At 42.4% G+C, this 21,732-nt stretch carries 20 protein-coding genes and 2 pseudogenes; 20 read left to right on the plus strand and 2 right to left on the minus strand.

Annotated elements, in window-relative coordinates:
* Positions 1 to 52: 52 nt before the first annotated feature.
* The 12 genes and pseudogenes from G5B60_RS04395 to G5B60_RS04450 all read left to right on the plus strand — a co-directional run bounded on the left by G5B60_RS04395 (position 53) and on the right by G5B60_RS04450 (position 12,513).
* Positions 53 to 433: a CidA/LrgA family protein gene (locus G5B60_RS04395; protein ID WP_164682843.1), complete on the plus strand. Its 381-nt coding sequence runs from the start codon at positions 53 to 55 to the stop codon at positions 431 to 433.
* The gene (locus G5B60_RS04400) at positions 411 to 1,121 is read left to right on the plus strand and encodes an LrgB family protein (protein ID WP_430523646.1); all 711 of its coding nucleotides are present in this window, start codon (positions 411 to 413) and stop codon (positions 1,119 to 1,121) included. The genes G5B60_RS04395 and G5B60_RS04400 overlap by 23 nt, the downstream gene beginning before the upstream one ends.
* A 92-nt stretch (positions 1,122 to 1,213) precedes the next feature.
* Positions 1,214 to 2,524, plus strand: a pseudogene (locus G5B60_RS04405) (RsmF rRNA methyltransferase first C-terminal domain-containing protein).
* A 149-nt stretch (positions 2,525 to 2,673) separates the two neighbouring features.
* Entirely contained in the window at positions 2,674 to 3,540 is an 867-nt protein-coding gene (locus G5B60_RS04410; RefSeq protein WP_164682845.1) for a phosphate ABC transporter substrate-binding protein PstS, read from the plus strand.
* A gap of 21 nt (positions 3,541 to 3,561) precedes the next feature.
* Entirely contained in the window at positions 3,562 to 4,479 is a 918-nt protein-coding gene (gene pstC / locus G5B60_RS04415) for a phosphate ABC transporter permease subunit PstC (RefSeq protein ID WP_164682847.1), read from the plus strand.
* Complete coding sequence (gene pstA, locus G5B60_RS04420; RefSeq protein ID WP_164682848.1) at positions 4,469 to 5,353, plus strand: phosphate ABC transporter permease PstA; 885 nt, start codon at positions 4,469 to 4,471, stop codon at positions 5,351 to 5,353. The genes pstC and pstA overlap by 11 nt, the downstream gene beginning before the upstream one ends.
* Before the next feature lie 27 nt (positions 5,354 to 5,380).
* Positions 5,381 to 6,184 (plus strand): phosphate ABC transporter ATP-binding protein PstB, encoded by an 804-nt coding sequence (gene pstB / locus G5B60_RS04425; RefSeq protein WP_164682850.1) that lies wholly within the window; start codon positions 5,381 to 5,383, stop codon positions 6,182 to 6,184.
* A gap of 11 nt (positions 6,185 to 6,195) precedes the next feature.
* Positions 6,196 to 6,954 carry a phosphate ABC transporter ATP-binding protein PstB gene (gene pstB / locus G5B60_RS04430; protein WP_164684176.1) on the plus strand — a complete coding sequence of 253 codons (759 nt, stop codon included), beginning with the start codon at positions 6,196 to 6,198 and terminating at the stop codon, positions 6,952 to 6,954.
* Between the two features lie 27 nt (positions 6,955 to 6,981).
* Positions 6,982 to 7,635, plus strand: a complete 654-nt coding sequence (gene phoU, locus G5B60_RS04435; protein WP_164684179.1) for a phosphate signaling complex protein PhoU — start codon at positions 6,982 to 6,984, stop codon at positions 7,633 to 7,635.
* A gap of 203 nt (positions 7,636 to 7,838) precedes the next feature.
* Positions 7,839 to 10,385: a M1 family metallopeptidase gene (locus tag G5B60_RS04440; protein WP_164684181.1), complete on the plus strand. Its 2,547-nt coding sequence runs from the start codon at positions 7,839 to 7,841 to the stop codon at positions 10,383 to 10,385.
* A gap of 132 nt (positions 10,386 to 10,517) precedes the next feature.
* Complete coding sequence (locus G5B60_RS04445; RefSeq protein ID WP_164682864.1) at positions 10,518 to 11,231, plus strand: response regulator transcription factor; 714 nt, start codon at positions 10,518 to 10,520, stop codon at positions 11,229 to 11,231.
* Entirely contained in the window at positions 11,182 to 12,513 is a 1,332-nt protein-coding gene (locus G5B60_RS04450; RefSeq protein WP_164682866.1) for a sensor histidine kinase, read from the plus strand. The genes G5B60_RS04445 and G5B60_RS04450 overlap by 50 nt, the downstream gene beginning before the upstream one ends.
* A gap of 70 nt (positions 12,514 to 12,583) precedes the next feature.
* On the opposite strand, the gene rpsT is transcribed toward G5B60_RS04450, so the two are convergent.
* Both rpsT and coaA read right to left on the minus strand, forming a co-directional pair.
* Positions 12,584 to 12,835, minus strand: a complete 252-nt coding sequence (rpsT, locus tag G5B60_RS04455; protein WP_115269854.1) for a 30S ribosomal protein S20 — start codon at positions 12,833 to 12,835, stop codon at positions 12,584 to 12,586.
* 53 nt (positions 12,836 to 12,888) lie between these two features.
* Positions 12,889 to 13,809: pseudogene (gene coaA / locus G5B60_RS04460) on the minus strand (type I pantothenate kinase).
* Positions 13,810 to 13,932: 123 nt separating this feature from the next.
* Between coaA and G5B60_RS04465 the strand changes: the two are divergent.
* The 8 genes from G5B60_RS04465 (at position 13,933) to G5B60_RS04500 (ending at position 21,671) form a co-directional block, all read left to right on the plus strand.
* Positions 13,933 to 14,532, plus strand: a complete 600-nt coding sequence (locus G5B60_RS04465; RefSeq protein WP_164682868.1) for a class I SAM-dependent methyltransferase — start codon at positions 13,933 to 13,935, stop codon at positions 14,530 to 14,532.
* On the plus strand, positions 14,519 to 15,799 hold the full coding sequence (locus G5B60_RS04470; protein WP_164682870.1) for a pyrimidine-nucleoside phosphorylase: 1,281 nt from the start codon (positions 14,519 to 14,521) through the stop codon (positions 15,797 to 15,799). The genes G5B60_RS04465 and G5B60_RS04470 overlap by 14 nt, the downstream gene beginning before the upstream one ends.
* 29 nt (positions 15,800 to 15,828) lie before the next feature.
* Positions 15,829 to 16,440: a deoxyribose-phosphate aldolase gene (deoC, locus tag G5B60_RS04475; RefSeq protein ID WP_164682872.1), complete on the plus strand. Its 612-nt coding sequence runs from the start codon at positions 15,829 to 15,831 to the stop codon at positions 16,438 to 16,440.
* 40 nt (positions 16,441 to 16,480) lie between these two features.
* Positions 16,481 to 16,882 (plus strand): cytidine deaminase, encoded by a 402-nt coding sequence (locus G5B60_RS04480; protein WP_164682874.1) that lies wholly within the window; start codon positions 16,481 to 16,483, stop codon positions 16,880 to 16,882.
* 64 nt (positions 16,883 to 16,946) lie between these two features.
* Positions 16,947 to 17,996 (plus strand): BMP family lipoprotein, encoded by a 1,050-nt coding sequence (locus G5B60_RS04485; RefSeq protein ID WP_164684183.1) that lies wholly within the window; start codon positions 16,947 to 16,949, stop codon positions 17,994 to 17,996.
* A gap of 134 nt (positions 17,997 to 18,130) precedes the next feature.
* The gene (locus G5B60_RS04490; protein WP_164682876.1) at positions 18,131 to 19,657 is read left to right on the plus strand and encodes an ABC transporter ATP-binding protein; all 1,527 of its coding nucleotides are present in this window, start codon (positions 18,131 to 18,133) and stop codon (positions 19,655 to 19,657) included.
* Positions 19,657 to 20,718, plus strand: coding sequence for an ABC transporter permease (locus tag G5B60_RS04495; RefSeq protein WP_164682878.1), 1,062 nt, complete (start codon positions 19,657 to 19,659; stop codon positions 20,716 to 20,718). Before G5B60_RS04490 ends, G5B60_RS04495 begins: the two co-directional genes overlap by 1 nt.
* A complete protein-coding gene (locus tag G5B60_RS04500) occupies positions 20,718 to 21,671 on the plus strand; it encodes an ABC transporter permease (RefSeq protein ID WP_164682880.1) in 954 nt (317 codons plus the stop codon). The genes G5B60_RS04495 and G5B60_RS04500 overlap by 1 nt, the downstream gene beginning before the upstream one ends.
* Positions 21,672 to 21,732 lie beyond the last annotated feature (61 nt).

A 21,732-nucleotide genomic window follows, 5' to 3' on the forward strand; every position in this document is an offset into this window, starting at 1 on the left:
AAAAAATAGAAATAGTAGTAAACTAGAGGTATCAAACGCAAGGAGGATTTTTGTGAAGTTATACGTTCAGTTGATGTATATTTTGATTTTTTCACTGTTGGGAGAATGTCTATCAACTTCTTTTTCATTGCCCGTACCAGGAAGCATTATCGGCTTAGTCTTACTTTTTCTTTCTTTGCAGTTTAAAATCATCAGACTACGCCACATTTATGATGTCGGTCAGTTTTTGCTGAGCAATATGACGATTTTATTCTTTCCGGCAGCCGTTGGGGTCATGGATAAGTTTGATGTTATCGCCCCGAATCTTGTCGGTATTGTCGTGATTACCTTGGGAGCTATTGTACTCAATATCGCAACCCTTGGTTTGGTCGTACCAGTGATTAAGAGACGTTATGAAGGCGATTATGTAGATGGGAGGACTAGTCGTGAGTAGTCTTGTGACCAATCCTATGTTGGGGATTATGTTGTCTATTATGAGCTATTTAGTAGGGCTTTTGGTCTTTAGACGGTTTCCGCATCCTCTGACGACACCTTTATTGGTCGCTACGATAGCGCTCATCATCTTTTTGAAGCTGACGCATATTTCCTACCATGACTACTATATCGGTGGGGCTTACCTAAACATGCTGATAGTACCATCAACGGTGGCGCTGGGTATTCCTTTGTACCGCTCCTTTCACTTGATGAAGCACCATATTAGAAGTATTTTGATTAGTATTACAATAGCAACGCTGATAAATACACTCTATACTGCCTTGGTCGCTAAGTTTTTTGGAATGAAGTATTTTCTAGCGATTTCTTTATTTCCCAAATCGGTCACTACTGCCATGGCTATTGGTATCACGGACAAGATGAGGGGGATTATGACAGTGACCTTGGTTGTGGTTGTTGTGACGGGGATCTTAACCAGTGTTCTTGGACCGACCCTGCTCAACTGGTTTAAGATTGACGATCCTGTTGCTATCGGCTTAGCACTAGGCGGTACAGGTCACGCTATCGGGACGGGCGCTGCTTTTAAATACGGCTATGTCGAGGGAGCTATGGCAGGGCTTGCTATTGGTATCACTGGTATTATGTATGTGATTGTCAGCCCACTGATTGCACAATTAGTATTAACTTGAGAGAAGTCTGTTAGCATGCTAACAGACTTTTTTGCTCAGATTAGAGTAAGGAAAAGACCCACAAAAGGGGGATTTTATAGTATAATAGAACTATGAATTTACCAGTAGATTTTATCCAAAAATACGAGCAATTGCTTGGCGATGAGGCACCAGCTTTTTTTGCGAGTTTTGACGATGAAGCGGTAGCCGCTTTTCGGACAAATCCCCTCAAAAAAGCACAAGTCGCATTTGATCAAGCCATTCCTCAGACGCCGTGGGGGCACTATGGCAAGATTTCTGGCAAGTCGCCTGCTCACACGACAGGTCTCGTCTACTCTCAAGAGCCTGCTGCACAAATGGTAGCACAGGTCGCTAGTCCACAAAAGGGCATGCGGGTACTAGACTTGTCAGCAGCGCCTGGAGGTAAGTCCACGCACTTTCTTTCTTATTTGGACAATACAGGCCTCCTAGTGAGTAACGACATCTCAACCAAGCGTAGCAAGGTACGGGCTGAAAATATCGAGCGTTTTGGGGCTCGCAATGTCATCGTGACGAACGAATCTTCTGAGCGTTTAGCTAAGGCTTTCCCAGCCTATTTTGCCATGATTGTATTTGATGGACCTTGCTCGGGTGAAGGGATGGTTCGGAAAGACCCAGCTGCCATGCAGTATTGGCACCGTGACGATCCTAGTGAGTGTGCGACTCTGCAAAAAGAGATTTTACAAGAAGCGCTGAAAATGCTAGCTGTTGGAGGTAGTCTCGTCTATTCGACCTGCACTTTGTCACCAGAGGAAAATGAAGGTGTTGTTAGCTGGTTATTAGAAGAATATCCTTACTTAGAGCTGGTGGATGTGCCCAAGATAAATGGGATGGTCGCAGGGATTGATATGCCAGAGGTGGCACGCATGTATCCGCATCATTTTAAGGGTGAAGGGCAGTTTGTTGCACGATTGCAGGATACTCGTCCAAAAGAGACGGTGACTTGTAAACAAGCCAAAAGCAATCTGACTAGGCAACAGCAGACCTACTGGCAAGACTTTGCGGCGCAGCACTTAACACATCCTCTAGAGGGCGTGTTGCAGGTGTTGGGGGAACAATTGTACCTGCTTCCAGCAGGCTTGCCTGACCTGAAAAAGGTGAAGCTTGTTCGCAACGGGCTTCATTTAGGAACCTTCAAAAAAGGACGTTTTGAGCCATCTTTTGCACTTTGACTTTCTCTATCATCTGACGAAGTTAGCCATACAATCGCAATTGCTATAGAACAGTTTGCTATCTATGTCTCTGGAAATGTCGTCCAATTAGACAGGTCTCTTCCTAACGGTTGGTACCCAGTCTTATGCCAATGGAATGGCTTGGGCTTTGCTAAAGTAACGGGTGGCGTACTCAAGAATTTTTACCCAAAAGGCTTGCGATTTCAGGTCTAACTGTTATTGCATACAATCTTTAAAAAGACTACTAGGCAAGCTAGTTTTCTTATGATATAGTGACATGAGAAGATTTTAACATGAGAGTATCTTCGCTTATCTCATTTGAGATAATATATATGATTTAACTTAGAATAGGATTGGTGTTTATGAAAAAAAGACACAAGATTTTGACACTGACTTTAGTGGCTTTATCCGTTTTGTCCCTTAGCGCTTGTGCAAAGTGGATTGATAAAGGGCAATCCATCAATAGCGTTGGCTCAACTTCTCTCCAACCCTTAGTAGAAGCGGCAGCTGAAGAGTTTGCTTCTCAGCACGTCGGCAAAACCATCAATGTCCAAGGTGGCGGTTCAGGAACTGGTCTTTCTCAAGTGCAGTCAGGAGCTGTTCAAATCGGAAACAGTGACGTCTTTGCCCAAGAAAAAGAGGGTATTGCTGCCAAAATCCTCAAAGACCACCAAGTAGCGGTAGCTGGTCTTGCTGTTATCGTCAATAGTGAGGTCAAGGTTGATAATTTAACAACCGCGCAGTTGCGTGATATTTTCACTGGAAAAATCACCAACTGGAAAGAGCTGGGTGGACAAGATTTAGAGATTTCTATCATTAACCGGGCGGCAAGTTCTGGTTCACGTGCGACTTTTGATACGACTATCATGGACGGAAAGAGCGCTATTCGTAGCCAAGAGCAAGATTCAAACGGTATGGTCAAGTCAATCGTCTCACAAACACCTGGAGCGATTTCTTACCTTGCCTTTGCCTATGTTGATGACTCGGTTCAGACACTGAAGTTAAATGGTTATGAGCCAACAGCTGCTAATGTTGCGACCAATAAGTGGATTTTATGGTCTTATGAGCATATGTATACCAAAGGTGCCGCCAAAGGCTTAACCAAAGAGTTCATCGACTTTATGCTCAGCGATGAAGTTCAAAATCCTATCGTTAGAAATATGGGATATATCTCTATAAACGATATGAAAGTCACTAAAGATGCTGATGGCAATGTCACAGCTAAATGATTTTCAGATTGGAAAGAGAACATGGAAAATAAAGAACTGGTCAAACCATTAACCACGCCTTCAAAAAATTCACGCTTGGAAAAGTTGGGGAAAACCATCACTTTTCTTTGCCTAGGACTTATCGTCTTTATCGTTGCGATGATTTTGGTTTTTATCGCACAAAAAGGCTTGTCAACTTTCTTTGTTGATAAGGTCAATATTTTTGAATTTCTATTTAGTGGGACATGGGAGCCAAACCGCAAATCATTTGGTGCTGCTCCGATGATTTTGGGGTCATTTATTGTCACCATTCTTTCTGCTATTGTAGCGACACCATTTGCCCTTGGTGCAGCTGTCTTTATGACAGAAATCTCTCCAAAATATGGTGCTAAGATTTTGCAGCCCGCTGTTGAGCTGTTGGTTGGTATCCCATCTGTTGTTTATGGTTTTATCGGACTACAAGTTATCGTACCTTTTGTCCGCTCTATTTTTGGAGGTACTGGGTTTGGTATCTTATCAGGGGTGTTGGTCCTCTTTGTTATGATTTTGCCGACCGTTACCTTTATGACAGTAGATAGCCTAAAAGCTGTTCCACGTCATTATAAGGAAGCGAGTCTAGCTATGGGAGCGACACGCTGGCAAACTATTTGGCGTGTTATCCTTAATGCAGCACGTCCTGGTATCTTTACATCTATTGTCTTTGGGATGGCTCGTGCCTTTGGTGAAGCGCTATCTATTCAGATGGTTGTCGGAAACTCTGCAGTTATTCCTACCTCTCTAACAACACCTGCAGCGACACTGACCTCCGTTCTTACAATGGGAATCGGAAACACCGTTATGGGAACAGTCCAAAATAAGGTCCTCTGGTCATTGGCACTTTTTCTCTTGGTGATGAGTCTTGCCTTTAATACAGTGATAAAATTGATTACTAGGGAGGGAAAGAAAAACTATGAACGCTAAAAAATGGGATAAAGTAGCTACGGCAACGCTTTATACGATTGCAGGTATTATCGTTCTTATTTTGGCATCTTTGCTCGTTTATATTTTAGTACGTGGTCTACCGCATGTGTCTTGGCACTTTTTGACGGGTAAATCTTCCTCTTATCAAGCAGGTGGAGGGATTGGTATCCAGTTGTACAACTCTTTCTTCCTCTTGGTGGTTACTTTGATTATCTCTATTCCCTTGTCATTAGGAGCGGGTGTTTATCTCTCAGAGTATGCTAAAAAGGGACGCATGACCAATTTTATTCGTACTTGTATTGCGATACTATCATCACTGCCATCTGTTGTTGTTGGTTTGTTTGGTTATTTGATTTTTGTTGTGCAGTTTGAATATGGTTTTTCTATCATTTCTGGTGCGCTATCCTTAACGGTTTTCAACCTGCCACAGATGACACGTAGTGTTGAGGATAGCTTGCGTAATGTTCACCACACACAGCGTGAAGCGGGACTCGCACTTTGTATCTCACGTTGGGAGACCGTTCTTCATGTAGTTATTCCAGAAGCGCTGCCAAGTATTGTTACTGGTATTGTGCTTGCTTCTGGGCGTATCTTTGGTGAAGCAGCTGCACTTATCTACACTGCTGGTCAGTCTGCACCAGCTCTTGACGGGTCCAACTGGAACCCACTAAGTGTTACTAGTCCAATCTCAATCTTCCGTCAAGCAGAAACCTTGTCTGTACACATTTGGAAAGTCAATAGCGAAGGAACAATTCCAGATGCGACACAAGTCTCTGCAGGAAGTGCTGCCGTTCTTTTGGTTGTTATCTTGATTTTCAACTTGTCAGCACGTACTATCGGAAAGAAACTACACAGCAAGTTAACGTCTGCGTAGAGTTAGAAAGTTTTTAAAGGAGTTTTTATGGCAGATTATAATTGGAATGAGCGCCATATTATCACTATCCCTGAAGCTAAAATCACCCTTCAAACCAAAGATCTTCATGTTTATTATGGCAATAAAGAGGCGATTAAAGGGATTGATATGCAGTTTGAAAAAAATAAAATCACTGCCCTTATCGGTCCATCTGGATGTGGTAAATCCACTTATCTTAGAAGCCTTAATCGTATGAATGATACCATTGATATTGCCCGTGTGACAGGTGAGATTCTCTATGAAGGGATTGATGTCAATGCTGCAAATATCAATGTCTATGAAATGCGTAAGCCTATCGGCATGATCTTTCAACGTCCAAATCCCTTTGCAAAGTCTATTTACAGAAATATCACTTTTGCTTATGAGCGTGCTGGTGTGAAGGACAAGCAATTTCTGGATGAGATTGTTGAGACTTCGCTCAAGCAAGCAGCACTGGGGGATCAGGTCACAGACGACCTTCACAAGTCAGCTTTTACTCTCTCGGGAGGTCAGCAACAGCGTCTTTGTATTGCTCGTGCCATTGCGGTAAAACCAGATATTTTGCTGATGGATGAGCCAGCGTCAGCGCTTGATCCGATTGCAACCCTGCAACTTGAAGAGACGATGTTGGAGTTGAAGAAAGACTATTCTATTATCATCGTGACGCACCATCTGCAACAAGCAGCACGTGCTAGTGACGACACCGCATTTTTCTATCTTGGAGATTTGATTGAGTATGATAAGACCAACCATCTCTTCCAAAATGCGAAGTTACAATCTACTAGCGACTACGTTTCAGGACACTTTGGATAGGAGCATTCCTGATAAAAAAGACAATTTTAGAAGTACATGATCTATCAGTTTATTTCACTAAGAAAAAAGCGCTAAACAGTGTGTCTATCGACTTTTATCCGAATGAAATTACGGCGCTTATCGGACCATCTGGTTCTGGAAAATCAACCTTGCTGCGTGCTATTAACCGCATGCACGACCTCAATCCAGAAGTTACTCTGACAGGTGCTGTTGATTACAATGGACATAATGTCTATAGTCCCAAAATGGATACGGTTGCTTTGCGTAAGGAAATCGGCATGGTCTTTCAACAACCTAATCCTTTCCCACTGACTATCTATGAAAATGTCGTTTACGGATTACGATTAAAGGGAATCACAGACAAGGAAATCCTTGATCAAGCAGTAGAGACTTCCCTGCGTGGCGCTTCTATCGGGGATGAGGTGAAAGATCGTCTGCATGATTCTGCTGTTGGTCTCTCAGGCGGTCAGCAACAACGGGTATGTATCGCAAGAGTTTTGGCTACAAGTCCTAAAATTATCCTTCTTGATGAGCCAACGTCAGCGCTTGATCCGATTTCAGCAGGAAAAATCGAAGAAACCCTTTACGACCTAAAGGATCAATACACGATGTTAATCGTTACACGATCCATGTCACAAGCCTCTCGCATTTCTGATCGCACAGGTTTCTTTTTAGATGGAAATCTCATCGAGTATGGCAATACCAAAGAACTATTCCTCAATCCAAAACATAAAGAAACCGCAGCATACATCTCTGGTAAGTTTGGTTAATAAAAATAAAAGGAAAATAAAAGTATGATGTTACGTTCAAAATTCGAAGAAGAATTAGAAGAAATATACAACCAGTTCTACGCAATGGGAACTGAGGTCGTTGGACAACTCAACAAAGCTGTCCGTTCCTTTGTCACACACGATCGTGACTTGGCAAGAGAAGTCATCGAAGACGATGAAGTGGTCAATGAGTTTGAATCAAAACTAGAAAAGAAATCTCTTGAAATCATCGCCCTACAACAGCCTGTTTCACAAGATTTACGCACAGTTATCACCGTTTTAAAAGCGTCTAGTGATGTGGAGCGTATGGGAGACCATGCAGCGTCTATCGCAAAAGCTACTATTCGCCTGAAAGGTGAAGCGCGTATCGAGGTTGTTGAAAAGCAAATTAGTGAGATGGGAAAAGCCGTCAAGCATATGCTTGAAGAAGCGTTTGAAGCTTATATCAATCTCGACAGCAATCGTGCCTATGAAATTGCCGCTTCAGATGAAAAGATTGACGATTATTTCCGTGATATTCAAAATCTCGCTATCGAAGAAATCAAGAAACAACCAGACGCTGTCTTTGCTGGTAAAGCATACTTCCAAGTCATCATGTTCTTGGAGCGCATTGGTGACGATGCTCGCAATATCTGTGAGTGGATTGTCTACCTTGAGACAGGAAAAATCGTTGAAATGTAAGGCGTCTAAAGCCCTTATCTACCTCTTAAAACGAGGTAGATTTTTTAATTTCTAGCTAATCATTCCTCAGAGATAACTAGCTCTAGCATTCTTCTTTGTTTTGTGCTATAATACGGTCTTGAGAGTTGCATTTTTACGATATGAGATAGCTTATGAGCTATCTTGACTTATAATTTTAACATATTGCGAAATTAGTGAGGAAAATCATGCAAGTTGAGCATTTTGTAAACACTTTTGTTCCAGAAAATTACAATCTCTTTTTGGATATTAGTCGAAAAGACAAGGTTTTTACAGGTAATGTTGCGATAAATGGTGAAGCTCTGGATAATAAAATCTCGCTTCATCAAGAAGCATTAGCTATTCATTCGATTTTATTGGACAATCAAGAGTTGTCTTTTGAAATGGACGATGCTAATGAAGCTGTTCATATTGCGTTGCCAGAGACAGGAAGCATGACACTGGTCATCGAGTTTTCTGGTAAGATTACAGACAATATGACAGGGATTTATCCGTCTTATTATACACTTGATGGTGTAACTAAGGAAATTATCTCAACTCAATTTGAGAGTCATTTTGCTAGAGAGGCATTTCCATGTGTTGACGAGCCAGAAGCAAAAGCAACTTTTGATTTGAGTTTGAAATTCGACGAAGAAGAGGGCGATTTGGCTCTTTCCAACATGCCTGAGGTCGACGTCGAGCGCAGAAAAGAAACGGGTCTTTGGACCTTTGAGACGACACCTCGCATGTCGTCTTACCTCCTAGCGTTTGCTTTTGGCTCTTTACACGGTATAACAACCAAGACTAAGAACGGCACTTTGGTTGGTTCTTATGCGACACGTGCTCACCAAGTACAGGAGCTCACTTTCTCACTTGATATTGCAAAGCGTGTGATTGAGTTTTACGAAGACTATTTTGGTGTTCACTATCCTATTCCTCAGTCGCTTCATGTGGCAATTCCAGACTTTTCAGCTGGGGCTATGGAAAACTGGGGCTTGGTGACTTATCGTGAAGTTTACCTTTTGGTAGATGACAATTCAACCGTGTCTAGTCGCCAGCAAGTCGCACTGGTTGTTGCTCACGAAGTTGCTCACCAATGGTTTGGTAACTTAGTCACTATGAAGTGGTGGGATGACCTCTGGCTCAATGAATCCTTTGCCCATATGATGGAATATGTTGCTATTGACGCTATTGAGCCAAGCTGGAATATTTTTGAAGACTTCCAAACAAGCGGTGTGCCTCTAGCACTTAAACGTGATGCGACCGCTGGAGTGCAGTCTGTCCATGTCGAGGTCAACCCTCCTGACGAGATTAACACTTTATTTGACCCTGCCATTGTCTACGCCAAAGGAAGTCGCCTTCTGCACATGCTTCGCCGCTGGTTAGGTGATGAGGCTTTTGCTAAGGGATTGAAAGCTTACTTTGAAAAGCACCAATATGGCAATACTGTAGGACATCAGTTGTGGGACGCTTTGTCACAAGCTTCTGGCAAAGATGTCGCAGCCTTTATGGACTCTTGGCTAGAGCAGCCAGGCTATCCTGTTGTGACGGTTAGTGTCGAAGATGATGTCTTGACGATTGCACAAAAGCAGTTCTTCATCGGTGAAGAAGATGACAAGAACCGTCTATGGCAAATCCCGCTAAACCGCAATTGGCAAGGCTTGCCTGATATTCTCACAGAAGAGAGTATCTCCATTCCAAACTACAGCGCACTTTCTCCGCAAAACGATGGTGCCCTTCGTCTCAATACAGGAAACACAGCGCACTACGTCACAGAGTATACAGGCGAGTTGTTAGATAGTCTCCTAGCAGAGCTGCAAGGTTTGGACAATATCTCTAAACTCCAAATCATCCAAGAACGTCGTCTCTTGGCTGAAAGTGGACGTATCTCTTATGCGAGTCTAGTACCTTTAATCGCGAGTCTCAAGCATGAAACGTCTTACTTGGTGACAGCTGCTATTAAGCAAGTTATTGATGGATTGAAGCTTTTTGTGACAGAAAACTCAGATGAAGAAGTAGCCTTTAAAGAGCTTGTCGCATTGATTAGCAGAGAAAACTATGAGCGCCTTGGCTTTGAAAAACATGCGGGTGAGAGCGATGAGGACGAAATGGTGCGTCAGCTAACGCTTGCCCATATGATTTTTGCAGGTGACAGCACATCTACTACAAAGGCTAGTCAGATTTTTGCGGAATATGAAAGCCATTTGGTTGATATTCCAGCGGCTGTACGTTCTTTGGTACTGATCAATCAAATGCAGACAGCTGAGACAAAAGACTTGGTGGACCATTACCTTAGCTTATATGCGTCAGCGACAGACGGTTCTTTCCAACGTCAGTTGGCACAGGCTTTATCAAGAACGACAAATACAGAACATCTCAACCTTTTTCTCCGCACATGGAAAGATAAGACGATTGTGAAACCACAAGATTTGGCTATGAGTTGGTACCTGTCATTCTTATCCAATGATTTCACACAAGAAGCAGCTTGGCAATGGGCGCAAGAAAACTGGGATTGGATTAAGGCAGCACTTGGTGGCGATATGAGCTTTGATAAGTTTGTCATCTATCCTGCCAATAAATTTAACACACCTAAACGTCTAGAAGAGTTCAAAGCTTTCTTTGAACCACAGTTGGGTGATATGGCGATTAACCGCATGATTTCTATGGGAATCAAGGAAATCTCAGCACGTATTTCTCTGATTCAGTCGGATAAGGAAGCTGTTATTGCAGCCATCAAAACAACTATTGCCTAGTGAAAAAACCTGCGACAAAGTCGTGGGTTTTTGCTATAATTTAGATGATATTAAGTTTTCTGTGGTATTTTATGGTCAAATAGATTGATTGTAAAGACGCTTGTCGTTACATACTCTTAGAAGGGGACAGCTATGATTAAGATTTTATTGATTGAAGATGACCTAAGTCTATCCAACTCTGTGTTTGATTTCTTGGATGACTTTGCCGATGTTATGCAGGTATTTGACGGTGAGGAAGGTTTGTACGAGGCGGAAAGCGGTATTTATGACCTTATCTTGCTGGATTTGATGTTACCAGAAGAAAATGGTTTTCAAGTGTTGAAAGAGCTTCGTGAAAAGGGCAATACAACTCCCGTTTTGATTATGACTGCTAAGGAAGGGCTAGATGATAAAGGGCATGGCTTTGAGTTAGGAGCTGATGATTATCTGACGAAGCCTTTCTATCTTGAAGAATTAAAAATGCGTATCCAAGCCCTTTTGAAACGCTCTGGCAAGCTAACCAACCATCATTTGGTGTATGGAGATGTGACTGTAGACACTTCGACCAACCCGACAACTGTCGGTGATAAGACGGTTGAATTGCTAGGAAAAGAGTTTGACTTACTGGTTTATTTCCTACAGAATCAGAACGTTATTCTCCCTAAATCACAGATTTTTGACCGCATTTGGGGATTTGACAGTGACACGACGATCTCTGTAGTTGAGGTTTACGTCTCAAAAATCCGAAAAAAACTAAAAGGAACACCATTTGTCGATAATTTACAGACATTGCGTAGTGTGGGGTACATTCTAAAAAATGCTGAAGAGCCATCATGTCAAGAGAGTCTTATCTTCTGCAGGATTTGAACATTTTTTCCATTTTTTCACTGTTTTTTCAGGGATTTTCATCATTATGACAACCCTGCTTTTGCAAGTCATGCGAACAGGTCTCTATGCTTCGCCAGATAGCAGCTTAACAGCTATCGCCAAGAACGCAGACCAGTATGTCGCCCTTGCTATGGCGAGGACGATTACAGTGACAGAAACCGATAGCAGCGATGGTGACACTGACACCACTTATGAGCCTAAAGTTTCTATCGCCAAAGTTTCTCCCAACATCGACCTTATCCTTTTTGATAAAAAGGGAAATCGTCTGACGGAAAATACTAGCTTTTCAAAACTTCAGAATTTAGACGTTGACGTTAGAAAGCGTGGAACGATTATTTCAGCGACGGTGCCTAGTCTTTTTGGTCAGGAAAATGAGCATTATCACTACATTACCGTCAAGGTGTATGATAATAACTATCCTAATGTCAGATACATGACCATCGCTGTCAATGTCGCGCAGCTCGTCGCAGCCAACGAGCGCTATGAACGTATCATCATCACGCTCATGGTGATTTTCTGGATTGTCTCTATTGGAGCGAGTATCTATCTTGCCATGTGGACAAGAAAGCCGATCATTGAAAGCTACGAAAAGCAGAAGAGCTTTGTTGAAAATGCCAGCCATGAACTGAGGACGCCTCTGTCCGTTTTGCAGAATCGCTTAGAGGTGTTATTACGAAAACCCAACGAGACGATTTTGGATAATTTTGAAAATCTCGCCTCAAGTTTAGAAGAAGTCCGCAATATGCGTCTTCTGACGACCAATTTATTAAATCTAGCGAGACGAGATGATGGTATCAAGCCTGAGTTGACGCAGATTACACCAGAGGAGATTGAGACTATTTTCGAAAATTATATCCTTATCGCTGAAGAAAGTGGCAAGCAATTCAACTCTGAAAATCTTGTGGCTCGTCCCTTTAGAAGTGACCGCACGCTGTTAAAACAAGTTATGACCATTCTCTTTGACACTGCCATGAAGTATACGGGAGATGATGGGGTGATTGATTTTACCGTCAAGACCAATGATCGTACTTTGATACTGTCTGTTTCAGATAATGGTTATGGCATTAGCGATGCCGATAAAAAGAAGATATTTGACCGCTTTTATCGTGTGGATAAGGCGAGAACACGTCAGCAAGGTGGTTTTGGTTTAGGGTTATCCCTAGCGCCGCAAATCGTTAGATCTCTAAAGGGCTCTATCACTGTCAGAGACAATACCCCGCAAGGTACCATCTTTGAAGTGAAGTTGCCAATCAATAGATAAACAAAAGGAACATCTTCTAGGATGTTCCTTTTTAGGGTACTAAAAAAGCTGGTAGACCAGCTTTCAAAAATTAGTTTGCTAATTTTGCTGCAAGACGAGCTTTATCACGGCTTGCTTTGTTTTTATGAATCAAACCTTTTGATTTTGCTTTGTCAATGCTAGAAGAAGCAGCACGGAAAAGTTCTTCACTTGGGTTCGCTTCAAAAGCTTTGATTGCAGAACGCATAGCTGATTTTTGAGCTGAGTTCTTTGCGTTTTGTTTAACGTTAAGTTCAGCACGTTTAATAGCTGATTTGATGTTTGCCAATGTCTTTACCTCCATATTGATTTAACTATCCCATTATATCGCAATAATTCGTATTTGACAAGCCCTTATCATTTTTTGAGGAAAATTTTATCGATTTTGTGGTTATTTGCCTTGTGTAAAATCACCTCGGCACGATTTCGTGTCGGCTCGATATAATTTTCAAGATTAACAAGATTGATGGTTTTCCAAATATCACGAGCCATAACTAAAACGTCGTCTTTTGGCATGCTGGTAAAGCGATGGTAGTAGTTTGTCTTATCTTTTTTAGCCAGCTCTAAAAGGCTCTCAAAGCGCTCCAAATACCAAGCTTCAATCTGACGACTATCCGCATCGATATAGATCGAAAAATCAAAGTAATCACTGATATAGAGACGATTATTTTGCTGATTTTGAAAGACGTTTATCCCCTCAATGATGAGAGAATCGGGTTCAGAGATAGTCTGCATTTGATTTGGCACGATGTCATAGATTTCATGAGAGTAGATGGGCGCCTGTGCTTCTTTGGTATTTTTGATAGCATCAAGGAAATTAAGCAGTCGCTCCATATCATAGGACTCTGGAAAGCCTTTACGATTGAGGATTTCCTTTCTCTCTAAAACAGCATTAGGGTACAAAAAGCCGTCTGTTGTGACTAACTCCACACGATTATTTGGGAAAGTTCTATCGAGCAGTAATTGCAAAAGACGGCTTGTTGTAGACTTGCCAACGGCGACGGACCCCGATATACCAATGATAAAGGGACGCTTGACCTCCTCTTTCTTGAGAGAGATACTTTTTGAAAATGCCAAGTTGTCTCTTGTCCGCTTGTAAATCTCAATCAAGCTAATGAGCGGAAGGTAAACTTCCTGCACATCAGTTGTGTCGATACGGTCATTCAGACTTTTGATGGCTTCAAGCTCTTTTTCGGTTCATAAAGGATTGCTTTGTTGATGGAGTTCTTGCCACTCAGAGCGTGACAGCTGTTCAAAATTGATAAATTCGTCAGTCATAGTACTTCTCCTAATCTTTTTTATTATATCATCTTGGTGGGAAATTGAAAACCATTTCAAGTTATGATACCATTTGATTAGAAACAAATGGCTTAAACAGCCATTCAGTATAAAGGAGTAGCGATGGCTAACATGTATTATGAAGAACACCCGGATGTGGCTCATGACATTCCTGAGATTACAGTTGAGCTTTTGGGGCAGACTCTACGTTTACTGACAGACTCTGGTGTGTTTTCCAAGAAAATGGTGGATTATGGGAGTCAAGTGTTGCTGAACACGCTTGATTTTCAAAAAGGAGAGCGTCTTTTGGATGTGGGTTGTGGTTATGGTCCACTAGGCATAGCGCTCGCCAAGGCACAGGGGTTGGATGTTACCATGATTGACATCAATCAGCGTGCTGTTTCTCTAGCGCCAAAAAATGCTGAGAAAAATGGGGTAAGAGCGCAGATTTTTCAGTCTAATCTCTACGACACTGTCACAGGCACTTTCCAGCATATCATCAGTAATCCTCCACTCAGAGCAGGTAAAAAAGTGGTTCATACAGTCATTGAGGAGAGTATCCATTATCTAGATGATGGCGGTGACTTGACCATTGTCATTCAGAAAAAGCAGGGAGCACCGAGTGCCAAAGCTAAAATGGAAGACATATTTGGAAATTGTGAGATTGTCAAAAAAGATAAAGGCTATTACATTTTAAGGAGTGTGAAAGATGAGAGCTGTTGATTTAATCCAGAAAAAACGTGACGGTGGTGAGCTATCTACTTCAGAGATTGAGTGGCTTATTTCAGGTTATGTCGATGGCAGTGTACCTGCTTATCAAATGTCCGCCTTTGCTATGGCTGTCTACTTTAAAGGCATGTCTATGCGTGAAGTTAGGGATTTGACCATGTGTATGGTAAAATCTGGCGCTGAGATTGATTTGTCGTCCATCCCCGGTATCAAAACGGATAAGCACTCGACAGGTGGTGTTGGAGACAAGGTGACACTTATCCTTGCTCCGCTCGTTGCTAGCTTTGATGTCCCTGGTGCCAAGATGAGTGGTCGTGGTCTTGGGCATACTGGTGGGACACTAGATAAGCTTGAGTCTATCAAGGGCTTTCAAATTGAGCGCACAGAAGAAGAGTTCATCAACCCAGTCAAGGCTATTAACCTCTCTGTCATTGGGCAATCTGATAAGCTGGTCAAGGCAGATAAACTGCTTTATGCGCTTCGAGATGTGACATCTACTGTAGACATCATTCCTTTGATTGCAAGCTCTGTCCTGAGTAAGAAAATCGCCGCAGGTTCAGATAAGATTTTGCTAGATGTTACTGTTGGTGATGGTGCTTTCATGAAAACGGTCGAAGAAGCTCGAGAACTGGCTAAAACAATGGTGGCTTTAGGTAATGAAGTGGGACGTCAAACTGTGGCGGTTATCACAGACATGTCTCAGCCTCTTGGCTGCGCTATTGGCAATCGTCTTGAGGTCTCAGAAGCACTTGATATTATGCAAGGAAAAGGACGCTCTGAAGTCACGCAGTTTATCTGTGATTTAGCTAAGATAATGCTGGATTTGGCAGGAGTTGAGGCAAGTGATGAGGTGATTTACGACCACCTTGTCAATGGCGCTGCGCTCAATAGGTTTCATGAGATGGTATTAGCACAGGGTGGGGACTTAGATGACTTGTATCGACCTTCTCGTGCCAAATACACCACTGACATTATCGCAGAAGAAGATGGCTATATTGAGGCGTTATCAGCCTTGGCATTTGGTCTTTTTGCTATGAGACTTGGTGCTGGGCGCTCTGTCCAGACAGATCAACTCAATTATGAAACAGGAATTGTCTTTCATAAAAAGGTCGGAGACAGCGTTAGAACAGGCGATTGCCTAGCAACTATCTACTCAGATAAAATATTAGACGAAAAAGAGGTTACAGAATTCAAAAAAAATGTTAAAATAAATAGAGAGAAATCTGTTCCACAAGAAATTATCGCAATTATCTCATCATAAGCTAATATATTTATAAAATTGGAGACATTATGACTTCTATCAATACCTACATTGATCATACGCTCTTAAAACCAGAGAGCACGCAGGAACAAATCAAACAATTAACAGACGAGGCAAAAACCTATCATTTTGCGAGTGTCTGTGTCAATCCAACTTGGGTGGCTTACGCTAAGGAACAACTAAAAGACAGTGATGTGAAGGTCTGCACGGTAATTGGTTTTCCTCTAGGGGCAACAACTAGTCAAACAAAAGCTTTTGAGACACAAGATGCGATTGCAAACGGTGCTGATGAGGTGGATATGGTCATCAACATCGGAAAGCTCAAATCAAAACAATACGATGAGGTTGAAGACGACATTCGTGCCGTTGTTGAAGCAAGTGGTGACAAGCTCGTTAGGGTCATCATTGAAGCTTGCTTGTTAACTGATGATGAAAAGGTTAAGGCATGTCAGTTATCTGTAGCAGCGGGCGCTGACTACGTCAAGACGTCAACAGGCTTTTCTCTTCATGGGGCGACAGTAGAGGATGTAGCATTGATGCGTCAAACCGTAGGACCTAATATCGGTGTCAAGGCAGCGGGCGGTGCTCGCAGTTTGGCAGACGCAGAAGCCTTTATCGCCGCAGGGGCAACACGTATTTGAACCTCTGCAGGTTTTGCGATTGTTTCTGGAGATACCGCTAATGGCGGATACTAGTAGCAAGGAGTTGATTGCGCTAGCTATTAAGGCTAGCGAGGAAGCCTATGTTCCTTATTCACATTTTCCAATAGGAGCTGCTGTCAAAACAGAAAGCGGTGCTATTTTCACGGGGTGTAATATCGCAAATGCCAGCTTTGGTTTGACAAATTGCGGCGAGCGAACAGCTATTTTTAAAGCTGTTTCTGAGGGACATGTTAGATTGTCTGAAATTGCTGTTTATGGGCATTCAGCAGAGCCAATTTCACCATGTGGCGCTTGTCGCCAAGTCATGGCTGAATTTTTTGAACCATCTGCTAGGGTCATCTTGATTGCAGAAGATGGTGTAACGACGGTCGAGATGACGGTCGGGCAATTACTTCCATATTCGTTTACAGATTTAACGTAAATCTGTTAGGGTTTAAAGTCGTAAGACTTAAAGTATTTTAGTTTTTTTAGGAGGGTTCATTTTGATGAACAAGAAGGTTATCGGTCTAGGTTTAGCGGCAGTTGCTGCTCTTGGTTTAACTGCGTGTGGTAGTCGTAGCTCAAAATCAAGCAGCTCATCAAGTGATAGCTTGAAAGTCGCTATGGTTACTGATGTTGGTGGTATTGATGATAAATCATTCAACCAGTCTGCTTGGGAAGGTTTGCAAGCGTGGGGTAAAAAGCACAACCTTAAAAAGGGACAAGGGTATGATTACTTCCAATCAACAAATGAATCAGAATACACCAACAACCTTGATACTGCTGTCTCAGGTGGTTACCAATTGATTTTTGGTATCGGATTTGCGCTTCACGATGCTATTGAAGATGCTGCTGATAACAATACCGACACAAACTTTGTTATTATCGCTGACGAAGTCAAAGATAAAGACAATGTAGCGAGCGTTCTTTTTGCTGATAATGAAGCCGCTTATCTTGCAGGTATTGCAGCTGCTAAAACCACTAAGACAAAAACAGTTGGCTTTGTAGGAGGACAAGAAAGCACTGTTATTGACCGTTTTGAAGCTGGTTTCAAAGCTGGTGTCAAATCAGTTGCTGACACAATCAAAGTCAAAGTTAACTACGTTGGTTCATTTAGTGACGCCGCTAAAGGTAAAACAATCGCTGCTGCACAATATGCAGACGGTGCTGACGTTATTTACCATGCAGCAGGTGGTTCTGGAACTGGTGTCTTTAGCGAAGCTAAATCTATCAACGAAAGCCGTAATGAAGCCGATAAAGTTTGGGTAATCGGTGTTGACCGTGACCAAAAAGAAGACGGTAATTACACATCTAAAGATGGACAAACATCAAACTTCGTTCTTGCTTCTACTATCAAAGAAGTTGGTAAATCGCTTCAATTGATTTCTAACGATACGCTTGATGGTCAATTCCCTGGCGGAAAAACTACTCGCTATGGTCTTAAAGCAGGTGGTGTAGATATTGCACTTACAAACACAACTGCTGATACCAACACATCTATCAAAGAAGCAAAACAAACAATTATTGACGGTGATATCAAAGTCCCTGAAAAATAATCAATCTTAGAAGAAAAGCGGTCTAAGAGGTCCGCTTTTTTTCAAAGCTGAGATATAGGATTATATCTCAGTAAAGCACGCCTGTAGGTGTGTTTTACTGAACTATAATTGTTATTTCTTGAAAGGGAGAAGATATGTCTAAGCATGTCATTGAAATGAAAGAAATTACCAAACAATTTGGTGATTTCGTCGCAAATGACCATATCAACTTGTCTATTCAAAAGGGTGAAATCCATGCACTATTAGGGGAAAACGGTTCAGGAAAATCAACTCTGATGAATATGCTGGCTGGCTTGTTGCAACCAACCAGTGGTGAGATTGTGGTCAATGGTGAGAGTGTTACCATTGACTCGCCGTCAAAGTCCTCTCAGCTCGGTATCGGGATGGTGCACCAGCACTTCATGTTGGTGGAAGCTTTCACTGTTTCTGAAAATATCCTCCTAGGAACAGAGACCGTCAAAAATGGGGTGCTTGATTTAAAGCAGGCAACAAAAGATATTGAAGAACTGTCTGAAAAGTACGGTTTGACAGTTGACCCTAGTGCTAGGGTATCAGATATTTCTGTTGGGATGCAACAGCGTGTGGAAATCTTAAAAACGCTCTACCGTGGTGCGGATATTCTTATCTTTGATGAGCCGACAGCTGTTTTGACGCCATCAGAAATCGCAGAGCTGATGGATATCATGAAAAATCTTGTCAAAGAAGGTAAGTCTATCATCCTCATCACGCATAAGCTTGATGAGATTCGTGCGGTAGCCGACCGTGTAACGGTTATTCGTCGTGGTAAGAGTATTGAGACGGTTGAGGTGGCAGGTGCAACTTCTGCTGATTTGGCAGAGATGATGGTGGGGCATTCTGTTTCCTTTACGACAGAAAAAGAGCCTGCAAAACCAAAAGATGTTATCTTGTCTATTAAAGACCTCGTGGTCAATGAAAACCGTGGTGTTCCTGCAGTAAAACAGCTCAATCTTGATGTTCGTGGTGGTGAGATTGTTGGTATCGCAGGGATTGATGGTAATGGGCAGAGCGAGCTGGTACAGGCTATTACAGGACTCAGAAAGGTCAAGTCAGGAAGTATTACCATCAAAGGGCAAGATGTGACACATCTAACGACTCGTAAAATTACAGAGCTAAGTGTTGGACATGTCCCTGAAGACCGTCACCGTGATGGTCTCGTGCTTGAGATGACATTGTCTGAAAATATGGCGCTACAGACCTACTACAAGGAGCCAATGAGTAAAAACGGTATCCTTAATTTTCATAATATCAATGAACATGCTCGTAAGCTGATGAAGGAGTTTGACGTCCGTGGAGCCAATGAATTGGTGCCGGCAAAGGGCTTTTCTGGAGGAAATCCGCAAAAAGCGATTATCGCACGTGAGATTGATCGTGACCCAGACCTTTTCATTGTTAGTCAGCCAACTCGTGGTTTGGACGTTGGAGCGATTGAGTATATCCATAAACGTCTAATTGAAGAACGAGATAAAGGAAAAGCGGTGTTAGTGGTCAGCTTTGAGTTGGATGAGATTCTCAACCTCTCAGATCGCATTGCCGTTATCCATGATGGTAGCATTCAAGGTATCGTGACTCCTACTGAAACCAACCAGCAAGAGTTAGGTATTTTGATGGCTGGTGGCAATATTGGAAAAGGAGGCGAGTAATGTCTAAGCGAACTCAACAAATTGCGGTTCCTCTGATTTCAGTATTACTGGGAATCGTTCTTGGCGCTGTTATTATGTTTATCTTTGGTTATGACCCTATTTGGGGTTATGAAGAGCTCTTTAACAAAGCTTTTGGTAGTGCCAAAGATATCGGTGAAATTTTTACAAACATGGGTCCACTGATTTTGGTGGCACTTGGTTTTGCGGTAGCAAGCCGAGCAGGTTTCTTTAACGTTGGGCTACCAGGACAAGCCTATGCAGGTTGGATTGCTGCAGGTTGGTTTGGTCTCTCAAACCCTGACATGAGTCGTCCATTGAGTATCATCTCAACCGTTCTTATCGGGATGATTGCTGGTGGTATTATCGGTGCTATTCCTGGGATTTTACGAGCTTATCTCGGTACCAGCGAGGTTATCGTAACCATCATGATGAACTATATCGTTCTTTATTCAGGAAATGCCATTATTCGTGGTCTCTTTTCTAAAGATATCATGCGTAATGCAGACTCTAGTATCAAGGTCTCTGAAAATGTTTCCTATCAGACAGCTTGGCTAGACACGCTGACCAATCACTCACGGATGAATATCGGTATTTTCATTGCTATTATCGGTATCATCATCATTTGGTTCTTGCTCAATAAAACAACCCTTGGTTTTGCAATTCGCTCAGTTGGACTAAACCCAAATGCCAGTGAATACGCAGGGATGTCAGCTAAACGCACCATTATTCTATCAATGATTATCTCAGGTGCTTTTGCTGGTCTTGGTGGTGTTGTCTACGGTCTTGGAACCTTTGAAAATGTCTTTGTGCAGGCAAGCTCGGTATCCATCGGTTTTGACGGTATGGCAGTAGCCCTACTTGCTCAAAATAATCCAATCGGTATTCTCTTTTCAGCCTTTCTTTTCTCATTCCTCAGTGTAGGGTCATCAGGAATGACGATTGCGGGTATTCCAAAAGAATTGATTAGTATCGTGACAGCTTTGATTATTTTCTTTGTTGGTGCACATTATATCATTGAGCGCTATATCAAGCCTAAAAAACAAATGAAAGGTGGTAAATAATGTCGATTACAACATTAGCACTTTTAGTCTCAACGACTTTAATCTATGCAACGCCTTTGATTTTGACCAGTATTGGTGGTACCTTCTCAGAACGTAGTGGTGTTGTCAACGTCGGCTTAGAAGGTATCATGGTTATGGGAGCTTTTTCTGGAGTTGTTTTCAACCTCGCATTTGCGGATACGTTTGGTAAAGCAACCCCTTGGCTAGGTGTCTTGGTCGGAGGTGTCGTTGGACTTTTGTTCTCCATCATCCATGCAGCTGCGACAGTAAATTTCCGTGCTGACCATATTGTCAGTGGTACTGTGCTCAACCTTTTTGCGCCTGCCCTTGCTGTTTTCCTCTGCCGTGTTATCTACAACAAAGGACAGACAGATAGCATCACACAATCGTTTGGGAAGTTTGACTTCCCAGTGCTTGCTAAAATCCCGATTGTTGGTGATATTTTCTTTGCGGGTACCAGCGCTATTGGTTATGTAGCGATTGCCTTTACTTTCCTGGCTTGGTTTGTCCTTTACAAGACACGCTTTGGTTTGCGTTTGCGCTCAGTAGGTGAACACCCGCAAGCGGCTGATACACTTGGTATTAACGTTTACTTTATGCGTTATATGGGTGTTCTCATTTCCGGTTTTCTTTGCGGTATGGGCGGTGCTATCTATGCACAGTCTATCTCAGGAAACTTTTCTGTGACAACAATTACCGGTCCAGGTTTCATCGCTCTTGCCGCTATGATTTTTGGGAAATGGAATCCAATCGGCGCTATGTTGGCTAGTCTCTTCTTTGGTTTATCACAAAGTCTAGCGGTTATCGGTGGCAATCTCGCTTTCTTGAAAGATATTCCAGCGGTTTACTTGCAAATCCCGCCGTATGTTTTGACCATCATTGTGCTAGCTGCTTTCCTAGGAAAATCAGTGGCACCAAAGGCAGACGGTGTCAACTATATCAAATCAAAATAAAGAGCTTCTCTCGTATGAGAGAAGTTTTTTTAGAGCAATTCTAAAAAGATATGCAAAACAA

The organism is Streptococcus hyointestinalis (assembly GCF_011039275.1).
Taxonomy (GTDB): domain Bacteria; phylum Bacillota; class Bacilli; order Lactobacillales; family Streptococcaceae; genus Streptococcus; species Streptococcus hyointestinalis_A.

Bases quoted from the DNA above. Each gene is read 5' to 3' on its own strand.
- G5B60_RS04400 (WP_430523646.1), top strand. From the start codon at position 411: ATGGGAGGACTAGTCGTGAGTAGTCTTGTGACCAATCCTATGTTGGGG.
- G5B60_RS04410 (WP_164682845.1), top strand. From the start codon at position 2,674: ATGAAAAAAAGACACAAGATTTTGACACTGACTTTAGTGGCTTTATCC.
- pstC (WP_164682847.1), top strand. From the start codon at position 3,562: ATGGAAAATAAAGAACTGGTCAAACCATTAACCACGCCTTCAAAAAAT.
- pstA (WP_164682848.1), top strand. From the start codon at position 4,469: ATGAACGCTAAAAAATGGGATAAAGTAGCTACGGCAACGCTTTATACG.
- pstB (WP_164682850.1), top strand. From the start codon at position 5,381: ATGGCAGATTATAATTGGAATGAGCGCCATATTATCACTATCCCTGAA.
- phoU (WP_164684179.1), top strand. From the start codon at position 6,982: ATGTTACGTTCAAAATTCGAAGAAGAATTAGAAGAAATATACAACCAG.
- G5B60_RS04445 (WP_164682864.1), top strand. From the start codon at position 10,518: ATGATTAAGATTTTATTGATTGAAGATGACCTAAGTCTATCCAACTCT.
- G5B60_RS04450 (WP_164682866.1), top strand. From the start codon at position 11,182: ATGCTGAAGAGCCATCATGTCAAGAGAGTCTTATCTTCTGCAGGATTT.
- rpsT (WP_115269854.1), bottom strand. From the start codon at position 12,835: ATGGAGGTAAAGACATTGGCAAACATCAAATCAGCTATTAAACGTGCT.
- G5B60_RS04465 (WP_164682868.1), top strand. From the start codon at position 13,933: ATGGCTAACATGTATTATGAAGAACACCCGGATGTGGCTCATGACATT.
- G5B60_RS04470 (WP_164682870.1), top strand. From the start codon at position 14,519: ATGAGAGCTGTTGATTTAATCCAGAAAAAACGTGACGGTGGTGAGCTA.
- deoC (WP_164682872.1), top strand. From the start codon at position 15,829: ATGACTTCTATCAATACCTACATTGATCATACGCTCTTAAAACCAGAG.
- G5B60_RS04480 (WP_164682874.1), top strand. From the start codon at position 16,481: ATGGCGGATACTAGTAGCAAGGAGTTGATTGCGCTAGCTATTAAGGCT.
- G5B60_RS04485 (WP_164684183.1), top strand. From the start codon at position 16,947: ATGAACAAGAAGGTTATCGGTCTAGGTTTAGCGGCAGTTGCTGCTCTT.
- G5B60_RS04490 (WP_164682876.1), top strand. From the start codon at position 18,131: ATGTCTAAGCATGTCATTGAAATGAAAGAAATTACCAAACAATTTGGT.
- G5B60_RS04495 (WP_164682878.1), top strand. From the start codon at position 19,657: ATGTCTAAGCGAACTCAACAAATTGCGGTTCCTCTGATTTCAGTATTA.
- G5B60_RS04500 (WP_164682880.1), top strand. From the start codon at position 20,718: ATGTCGATTACAACATTAGCACTTTTAGTCTCAACGACTTTAATCTAT.